The sequence below is a fragment of the Devosia sp. genome (assembly GCF_017307565.1).
In the GTDB taxonomy this organism is placed as follows: Bacteria; Pseudomonadota; Alphaproteobacteria; order Rhizobiales; family Devosiaceae; genus Devosia.
Genome location: NZ_JAFKHD010000193.1, coordinates 1 through 9,644, shown reverse-complemented (window position 1 = coordinate 9,644; position 9,644 = coordinate 1). Strand labels below are relative to the sequence as shown.

Here is a 9,644-nt window from a genome sequence, read left to right as displayed (position 1 = left end):
TCCATGTTCGCCTGCACCTTGAACACATAACCCGACACCTTCTTGTCATCGGGCGAAATCGGCGCCGGCAGAGCCGGTTGCGGCCGCGGTTCCGGGCCCCAATCGCCGAGCGTGCGCAGCAGTTCCGCCACGCTGATCCCCTTCAGCGCCGAGCCGAATAGCACCGGGCTCATATGTCCTTCGTGGAAAACTTTCAGGTCGAACTCGGGCAGCATAGCGCGCGCCAGTTCCAGGGTTTCGAGCGCGGTCATGAAGACCGGATCATCCACCAGGCTCTCGACTTCGAGCAGGTCGTCGATCTTGTCGAATTCGGCCAGCGTCTTGCCCTGCGGGGTAACGACGCGCTTTTCGAGCAGGTCGATATAGCCCTTGAAATCGACACCCTGCCCGATCGGCCAAAGCACCGGGGTCAGATCGAGAGCCAGTTTGCCCTGGATTTCGTCGATCAGGTCCAGCGGCGCCAGACCCTCGCGGTCAACCTTGTTGATAAAGGTGATGATCGGAATGTCGCGCAGGCGGCAGACTTCGAACAGTTTCAGCGTCTGCGCTTCGATGCCCTTGGCAGAGTCGATCACCATGATGGCGGCGTCGACTGCCGTCAGCGTGCGATAGGTATCTTCGGAAAAGTCCGAGTGGCCCGGGGTATCGAGCAGGTTCATGGTGAGCCCGTCGAACTCGAAGGTCATCACCGAGGACGAAATGGAAATGCCGCGTTGCTGCTCCATTTCCATCCAGTCCGAGCGCGTCGACCGCTGCCCCGACTTGCCGCGCACGGCGCCGGCCTGCTGGATGGCGCCCGCGGCCGACAGCAGCCGTTCGGTCAGCGTGGTCTTGCCGGCGTCAGGGTGCGAAATGATCGCAAACGTACGGCGGGTGCGGAACGGTTCGATATGTGACCGGGGGCTAGCCTCGGCGGCAGTGGACAGGGACATGGAATCTGCTGGTGCTGTGTCGCCGGCGCATTGGCACCGCGATCATCGACTTCATATGGGCGCTCTATAGAATCTGACAACCGCGCGGTCAAACGCGCGCTATGCATGGCTGGTCTTGAGCGGCCCCAATTGCACGAAGCCATCGAACAGCGGGCCGCCATGAAGATCAAGTTCCGCACGGCCTAACGCGGCGAGCGGATCGGTGTCTCCACCAAGCGCCGCATCGAAAGCAGCCTCGAACGACCGCCCGAGCTCCGGCGCAACGGCGGCCAGCCGTCGCGGCAGCCACTTGCCTGCGCCAGTCCATTCGCCGCGCCCGAGCAGCATGAGGTCGGCAAGCTTGGGATAGAGTGCCAGCGCAATCGCCCGAAGCTCGGCCGCGGGACGCGCGCCGCGCAGGTCTTCCAGCAGATCGCTGATCTGGTAGCGGAGAAGCTGCAATCGCTCGCCCGCCAACGGCGCCGGACCTTTGGCCAACAGCGCCTGTGCCCGTTCGCGCAATTCCCGCGCACCGGCAATGTCAGAGCCAACGAGGCGACCTTCCGCGATCATGCTCAACAGCACTGGTCGGCCATGCTCGACATCATTGGTAAGAAACGGCGCAAGGCTCTCCTCGTCGTAGACAAAAGCCTCCACTGGAAAGCCCCCGGCACAAAAGGCCTCCCGCCGCGCCCGCTCCAGCGCCGGATAGACCACGATGAGATCGATGTCAGAGCCCGTCGTGCCCTCGCCTCGCATGATCGAGCCTGCGACCAGGGCAAAACGGGCGCCGATGAAACGCTCGTGGAGAAGATCGGCCGCCACGGCGAGTGCCTGGTTGGCGAGGAGGTTGGCTTGGTAAGGCGACAATTGCGCGGTCCTTGCTGCGGTCTATGCGGCGGACACGGCGGGCATGAAAAACCCCGCGCGTTTCCGGCGGGGTTGGGTGCTGGCTATGGTCGAAAATTCAGCCCGTACGCACTCTGCCCCCCACCTTGTCGGTGGTGGTCATGGAAATGCGGGTCATCATTGCGACAAACTTGGCCATGTCGGAAACGCTAGCCCAGGGCCTCGATGAAATCAACGGGCCGACCCTTTGAGGTCAGATCACCTCGTCGGCCACCATGCGGCCGATAAAGTCGCGAACATCCCCGACCACAAGGCCGAGATCGTCGATGCGCTCCTGGGTCAGGGGCAAGCCATCGCGCACCTCCTGCTCGATGGCCTTGGCAAGGTCAGAAATCGCCCATGCACCAACACCGCCCGAGGCGCCCTTGATCGAGTGCAGCAGCAGCGCCACGTCTTCCGCGTTCGTGGCGAGTTTCAGCCGGCCATAGTAGTCGCGGATCGTCGTATCGAAGAGGCGAAGCACTTCGAGTTCTAGCGCTTCATCGCCCAGGCACTGCTTGGCCAAGTGTACCAAATCGACCGGCCGCATGGTCCGTGTCCGGTTGTCCGATACGAGTTCCGCTTTTACAGCCTGGCTGCCGGGGGCCATCTAACGCTCCGTCTACTACCGGCCGCCCGGAGGCGACCACGCATATTATCGCTCCTGAGCGTAGAGGCACCTCATGAACAGGCTGTTAAGCCGCAACTTTGCCTTTGTTTGGCTGTTCATGAGCGCCGGTTTCCACGGCAAATTAACCTTTCGGTAGGAAATTGTTCGGTTTGCATCAAATTGAATGTAATAGTGAATAGTGAGCCAGCGTGCGGCGGCGGAAGGTTCGGGAACGGGCGGTGCATTTGCATCGAATTGTTCCGATTTGACCACGGCCCGTTAAACGGGTCGGGGCTAGTCTCTTCCAGAAGCCCGCTTTGTCGCTAGAGTGCGGACGCGAGAGTTGTAGAGAGTATGGCCAATAATCAGAACACCCAGAACGATCCGGCAGCGTTGGCCTTTTCGGCCGTAGAAGACGCGCTTAAAGAGTCGGTGTTCAGCCTCGACCCGTCCAGCCGACCAAAGGCCGAAAAGAAGCCTGAGCCGGCCCAGCCGCGCTCCGAACGTCTCCGCACTGCCGACAAGATCGCGCAGCAGGCCGGTGCTGTGGCCAATGATGATCGCGCCTCGTCCGCGCGCCTTCTCCATGGTCTGCAGAACCACTCGTCCGCGACCCCCACCTGGCTGGCCACCATTCTCTCCATTCTCTGGGTTGCTGTCGCCGGCACGGTTGCCGTGCTGCGCTATGGCCCGGAAATGGCCAATATCGGTCAGTTCGCTGGCACCATTGAGTTCATCGCGCTTGTCGCGATCATCGCCCTGCCCGTCCTCGGCTTCTTTGCCGTCGCCACCCTGATCCGTCGCGCGCAGGACCTGCGCAACGCTGCGTCCTCGATCACCCAGGCCGCCATTCGCCTGGCTGAACCCGAAGTGACCGCTGCCGACAAGGTCGCCTCGGTGGGCCAGGCCGTGCGCCGTGAAGTCAACGCCCTGGGCGATGGCCTTGAGCGCGCCCTGTCGCGCGCCGGCGAGCTCGAAGTGATGATCCACAACGAGGTCACCGCGCTCGAACGCACCTATTCCGACAATGAATCGCGCATGCGCGCGCTCATTGCCGAACTCGCCAGCCAGCGCGAAAGCGTGCTGACCAATACCGAGCGCGTGCGCGAAGCGATCACTGAAAGCCATACCGGTCTCGTCTTCGATCTCGACATGATCAGCCAGCGCATTGCCGGCACCATCACCGAAAGCGGCGGCAATCTCTCGCGCGCCCTCGAAAGCGGCGGCGATGCTCTCAACGCGGCCTTCTCCGAACGCTCGGAGAATTTCGCCCAGCTGATGGACAACCGCACCACCGACTTCCTCGCGGCTCTCGAAAGCACAGCGGACCGCACCGCCGGGGTCGTGGAAGACAGCACCAATCGCGTCACCAGCAATTTCGACAGCCGCACCGCGGCTTTCACTGCTGCCATCGAACGTCACATCGACACCCTCACCGAGGCCCTCGACAGCCGCGCCGGCAGCATCGGCAATACGCTCGATAGCCAGACCGTCATGCTCACGACCTCGATCGAGGACAAGACCGACGCCCTGGCGAACCTGCTCGCCATCAGCGGCACCAAGCTGGTCGACCAGCTGGGCGAGCACGGCGACATTGTCACCAAGGCTCTCGAATATCTGGGCACCCGCATCGGCGACGACGTCTCCGGTCGTGCCCGCGAGGCCGAGTCGATGCTTGGCGCCCTGTCGCGCCAGCTCGATGAATCGGTCTCTATCCAGCTCAACTCGCTGGAAAGCCGTCTTCAGTCCGCCCTGATCGAAATCAATGGCGCACTCGACGACACTGCTGAACGCGCCCGCATCACCGTTTCGACCGCCGGTCAGGATTCGCTCGGTCAGTTCGACGCGCGCCTCGGCGAAATCACCGGCATGCTCGACCAGCGCCTGACCGCCCTCGACAGCGTCATCGGCGACAAGGGCGATCAGCTCATCAACCGTCTCGACCAGCACGGCTCCAGCTTTGCGACCCGCGCCAATGTCCTCGAAATGGCGCTCAACGAAGAGTCCGGCCGCTTCAACGACATCGTCAGTGAACGCACGCGCGAAATGAACGACGTCATCGGCGCCAAGGCCGCGGCGATCACCGAGAGCCTGACCAACCGCACCCGCGAAATCTCCGAACGCCTCGACACCTATGCCGAGACCCTGTCGGAATCGCTCGACAGCCAGACCGGCCGCATCGACAGCGTGCTCTCCGGCCGTTCGGAACAGCTCGCCAGCCGTCTCGATGCCTATGCCGAGACCCTAAACGTCGATCTCGATAGCCGCACCGGCCGCATCGACGAAGTTCTGGCCAGCCGCTCCGCGCAGCTCTCGAGCCGCCTCGATATTCACTCAGAGACGCTCAACGCCGACCTCGACAGCCGCACGGCGCGTCTCGACGGCGTTCTGGACAACCGTTCGCACGAGTTGGCCAACCGTCTCGACTCCTACGCTCAGACCATCGACCTCAACCTCGAAGGTCGCGTCGGCGAAATCGCCCAGGCCATCTCTTCCGGTGCCGAAGCCATCGAACAGACGCTTGCCGGCCGCGGCAGCGAAATCAGCGAAGCCATCCGCGTTCGCTCCGAGGAACTGGGCCAGACGCTCACCACCAGCACCCAGGCCTTCGACCAGGCCATTGCGGGCCGCACCCAGCGCCTTGCCGATACTCTGTCCGAGCGTACCAATACGCTGTCGCTCGAAATCGAAAGCCGCACCGGCGCCCTCTCGGGTCAACTCGAAGAGCGCACCCAAACGCTCGCCGCGACGCTCGACGAGAAGCAGACCCAGTTTGCCGCCGCGATCGAAGAACGTTCGGGCCGCTTCGTGTCCGATCTCGATGCACGCACTTCGGCAATGACCGGTGCCCTCGAAGCCCGTACGGCTGCCATGGCCGGCGCGCTCGACACCCGCACCAGCGAGCTCAACGCCTCCTTCGAGCGCCACACCGGCGAGCTCACCGAGGCCCTCGACGCCCGCACGCAGGAACTGGCCTCGACCGTCGGCACCCGCACCAGCCAGCTCTCGAGCGCCCTCGCCGCCCGTACCCAGGCCCTGGCGGACACCCTGTCCACCCAGACCGCCTCGATGGGCGAAACCATCGGCCTGCATACTGCCGAACTCGCCCAGACGCTTGACCAGCACAGCGCCGCCGCGCGTGAATCGGTCGACGCTTCGCTGCGCAACGTCACCGAAACCATGTCGAGCCGCCTTGGCGAGATGTCCTCGACCGTTGCTGGCAAGGTTGCCGAAATCGGCACGGCGATGACCGAAAACCTGAACTCGGCTCTGTCGCGCGTCGACGAAGCCCAGACCGGCGTCACCGCCCGTATCGACGCGGCCAGCGCCAGCTTCGACGAGAACGTGCGCAAGGCGACCCAGATCGTGGAAGCCGGCGTCGATGCCGCCCGCCAGTCGATGGTCGACCTGGTCGACAAGCGCCTCGGCACCCTGCCCGAGGCCATCACGGCCCGCGCCGACATCACTGCCGAGCGCCTCGCCGCCCTCAACGCCTCGATCAACACCTCGATCACCCAGTCGATGGCCGATCTCGAAGCCGGCGCCGACCGGATCGAGGAAACCATCTCGACCCGTATCACCGCCGCGACCCACGCGATCTCGGACGATGTCACCGCCACGGCCAACCGCATGGACTCGGCCGTCCGCTCCGCCCTCGACCAGATCCGCATCGCTGCCGGTTCCATCGACGAGATCGTCTCGGTCCGCGCGGTCCAGACCGTCGACTCCATCGAAAGCCGCCTCAGCGAGATCAACCGCTCGGTCGAAACGCACACGAGCGAATTCGCTTCGCTGGTCGATCAGAAGTCGGGCGAACTGCAGTCGGCTCTCCGCGGTCACGGCAACCTGCTGCGCGAAGCCCTTGCCGGCAATGCCCGCGACGCCGAGGAAATCATGTCCGTCTCTTCGAGCCGGATCCTCACCGACGTCACCTCCGCCCTCAACAAGCTCAACGACTCCAACCTGCTGCTGCAGCGCGTTCTCGACGCCTCGACGACCAACCTGGCGACGCTCGAAACCTCGATTGCCCAGCAGACCGCGAGCTATGCCGGCACCATGCGCGACGCCATGGGCCAGACCGAGGAAGCCGGTGCGATGGTCAGCCGCCATGTCGGCGCCCTGCAGCACACGATCGGTGCCATGGTCGACGAATTCGCCGGTATCCTCGGCAAGCTCGACCTCGAAGTGGTCAGCATGTCCCAGGCCTCGCGCGCCCTTGACGCAACCAGCTCCAACGCGTTGGAATCGCTCGAAGAACGCCGTGGTGCGATGGATTCTCTCGCCGCCAGCTTCGCGACCCGTGCCGACGATATCGATGGCCGCATGCGCATGTTCGCCCAGTCGATTGCCGATACGGTCAACGACACCGAACGCCGCATGATTGCCGCTCGCCGCGCCATGGACGAAGCGCTGGCCTCGACCAGCAACACGGTCAACGAAGCCCTCACCAACGCTACGAGCAGCGTCAACGACGCCCTCTACGTTACCAATGAGCGGTTCACCTCGACCCTCAACGAGCGCTCGGCACAGGTCGACAACGCCGTACAGCGCGCTGCCGAAGCTGCCGCAGCCGCCCTCAGCCAAACCTCGTCCTCGGTCCGCGCCGCCCTCGCCGCGCAGTCCGAGCAGGTCAATGCCAACCTCGAAGACAATGCCAACCGCGTCAGCGACCTGCTTGCCTCGACCGCTGGCAGCGTGACCGATGTCCTGACCTCGACCACCAGCTCCCTGGCCGACACCATTTCGGACTCGACCAGCTCGGTGCGCAACACCATCGCGTCGAACACCGGCCAGCTTCGCCAGGCGATCGATCAGTCGACCAGCGCCTTCCGCCAGTCGCTCGATACGACCACCGAGGAAGTCTCGACCCGTCTCGGCGATTTCCGCGAAGCCGCCGATGGCGAAAGCCGCCGCACCAATGCCGCCCTCCAGGAAGCCCAGCGCCGCCTGGTTAGCGAAATGCAGCAGGCCGTCGAAGAAGCCACCCAGCGCTTCTCCGACACGGCCCGCGCCATGCGTGAAACGGCCCGCGAAGTCGGCCACGAGCTTGAAGCCACCCGCGCCGAACTCGCCCGCGGCGTCAGCGAACTGCCCGAAGAAACCCGCGCCAGCGCCGCAGCAATGCGCCGCGTCGTGGCCGAGCAGATCGAAGCGCTCAGCGAACTCAACGCCATCGTGCGCGGCCAGCCGGCCACCCACGACCTCACCGACCGCCGTGGCAACCAGCCGCGCGCTACCGCTGCTCCGCGTCAGCCCGAACCGGCTCCCTATCAGCCGCCGCGCCAGCCGGAACCGGAAGCCTATCGCCCCGAGCCTGCCGCGCAGACCCTGGTCGATCCGATCCGCACCGCACCGCGTCCCGCTGAACCGGTCCGCGCTCCGGCCCGTCCCGCCGCTCAGGTCCAGCCGACCCCTGCGCCTGTTCAGCAGCCCCAGCCAGCCCCCGCTGCCCGCCCTGCCGCCCCCCAGCCGCAGCGCCAGGAAGCAGAGGCCGGTGAAGGTGGTGGCTGGCTCCGCGACGTGCTGCGCAACGCTTCGGCCAGCCAGGCCGGCCAGCCGACCCAGGGCCTCTCGACGCTGACCGAGGAAATCGCCAACGCTATCGACGACAACGCCCTGGCAGATGCCTGGGCCCGTTATCAGGCCGGCGAATCCAACGTCTTCTCGCGCCGCATCTATTCGCTGACCGGCCAGGGCACCTATGACGAAGTCCGCAAGCGCCTGCAGCGCGATCCGGATTTCGCCCGCACCGCCCAGGCCTATATGAGCGATTTCGAGCAGCTGCTTAAGCGCGCCGCCGCCGGCCCGCGCCCCGCTGCCGAAACCCGCGAATACCTGCTCTCCGACCGCGGTAAGGTCTACACGACCCTCGCCCACGCCAGCGGCCGCCTGAGCGGATAGCCAAGGCCCAAGAACAAAAAGCCCCGGAGCGATCCGGGGCTTTTTTGTTTGGGTAGAAGAACGTTGAGAAGCCTGCTTTGGCGCTAGCCCTCACCGTTGATCAGACACGCCGCGCCTTATGGGCTAGTGACTGGCGACCGCCTGGTCGGCCTCTCAACTCGCCTTCGCCGGTCGCATCCTCAGCGATATCCACACACAGAACCCACCGACAAAGGCCATACCTGCGGCGACAAGATAGGCCTGCGGACCAAGATCCTGCACCAACCAGCCAAAGCCGATAACCGCCACCACGGCGAGCAATTGCTGGCCAACGACGAAGAGGCTCTGCGTCTCCGCGGCGATATCCTCGCTGGTCCAGTTGGCAATGAAATGCACACAGCCGAGATAGCCGATGGCAAAGGTAATGCCGTGGGTCATCTGCAGCGCGATGAGCAGTGGCACACCGGGCTCGAATGCCATGATCGACCAGCGCAGCACGGAAGCACCCGCGGCAATCATCATCACCGTGCGAGCGGAAATCTTGCCCCCAAACCGTTTCCAGAGAAACATCATCGTGGCTTCCGAGGCGGAGCCGAGAGCGATCAGCGGCCCAATGATGTCCTCCGGAATGCCCTGCTGTTTCCACAGCAACGACCCGAAGGCGTTCAGCACAAGGTGCGTGGCATAGACCATGCAGAAGCCAAAGAGCGGCAGAATGAACCACGGCTTTGCCACATCGCGCAAACTACCCGCAGCCTTGGTTGCGGCCGCGGCAATGGTCGGCTGCTCTGCCGGCGCGCGGAACGCCGGCAATTGCAGCGCCACCAGCGCTCGCAGGATTGCGAGACCCACAAAGAGCGGCACGAAGACCCCGGCGCCAAACCACACGACGAGATAACCGGTCAGGCCATTGAACAGCATATAGCCGACCGTGCCCCACGCCCGCATGACGCCGAAATCGGTGCCGTTTCGCCGCGCCAGTCGCATGGTGGCGGCATCGAGCACCGGCCCGACCGCGCCACTCGGAAGACAGACCAGCGTCCAGAACAGCAGGATGCCCCAGAACTCGTTCACGAAGAACAGCCCGATCGGCACGATGCCGCCGATCAGCGCGCCGATGACGATCACCTGCCGCCAATCCCTGGCGCGGTCGGCAACGCGGCCGATCACAAGGTTGAACAGCAGGATAACGACGATCGGGGCGGCATTGATGATGCCGATCTGGTCGGGCGTAATGCCCTTTTCCGAAAGCCAGATGGGAAGAAACATGACGGCAGCGCCGCGCCCAGTGAAAAAGCGCGCATAAAAGGCCGATGTGCGCACTTCGTGCGTCACGCGGCCGGCAAGACCCTGGC

The 9,644-nt window shown here is 64.4% G+C and carries 5 protein-coding genes; 1 reads left to right on the top strand and 4 read right to left on the bottom strand.

The features are described from left to right. The 3 genes from J0I64_RS05825 to J0I64_RS05815 all read right to left on the bottom strand — a co-directional run. Nucleotides 1–932: GTP-binding protein (locus tag J0I64_RS05825; RefSeq protein ID WP_291406669.1), on the bottom strand; the 932-nt coding region annotated here is incomplete at its 3' end. 99 nt (nt 933–1,031) lie between these two features. Continuing rightward, nucleotides 1,032–1,781 (bottom strand): nucleotidyltransferase domain-containing protein, encoded by a 750-nt coding sequence (locus tag J0I64_RS05820; protein ID WP_291406668.1) that lies wholly within the window; start codon nt 1,779–1,781, stop codon nt 1,032–1,034. A gap of 232 nt (nt 1,782–2,013) precedes the next feature. Beyond that, the gene (locus tag J0I64_RS05815; protein WP_291406667.1) at nt 2,014–2,409 is read right to left on the bottom strand and encodes an Hpt domain-containing protein; all 396 of its coding nucleotides are present in this window, start codon (nt 2,407–2,409) and stop codon (nt 2,014–2,016) included. Between the two features lie 354 nt (nt 2,410–2,763). Between J0I64_RS05815 and J0I64_RS05810 the strand changes: the two genes are divergently transcribed. Next, nucleotides 2,764–8,310 (top strand): hypothetical protein, encoded by a 5,547-nt coding sequence (locus J0I64_RS05810; protein ID WP_291406666.1) that lies wholly within the window; start codon nt 2,764–2,766, stop codon nt 8,308–8,310. A 153-nt stretch (nt 8,311–8,463) separates the two neighbouring features. Here the strand turns inward: J0I64_RS05810 and J0I64_RS05805 are convergent. Continuing rightward, nucleotides 8,464–9,644: MFS transporter (locus J0I64_RS05805; protein WP_291406665.1), on the bottom strand; the 1,181-nt coding region annotated here is incomplete at its 5' end.

Bases quoted from the DNA above. Each gene is read 5' to 3' on its own strand.
- J0I64_RS05815 (WP_291406667.1), bottom strand. From the start codon at position 2,409: ATGGCCCCCGGCAGCCAGGCTGTAAAAGCGGAACTCGTATCGGACAAC.
- J0I64_RS05810 (WP_291406666.1), top strand. From the start codon at position 2,764: ATGGCCAATAATCAGAACACCCAGAACGATCCGGCAGCGTTGGCCTTT.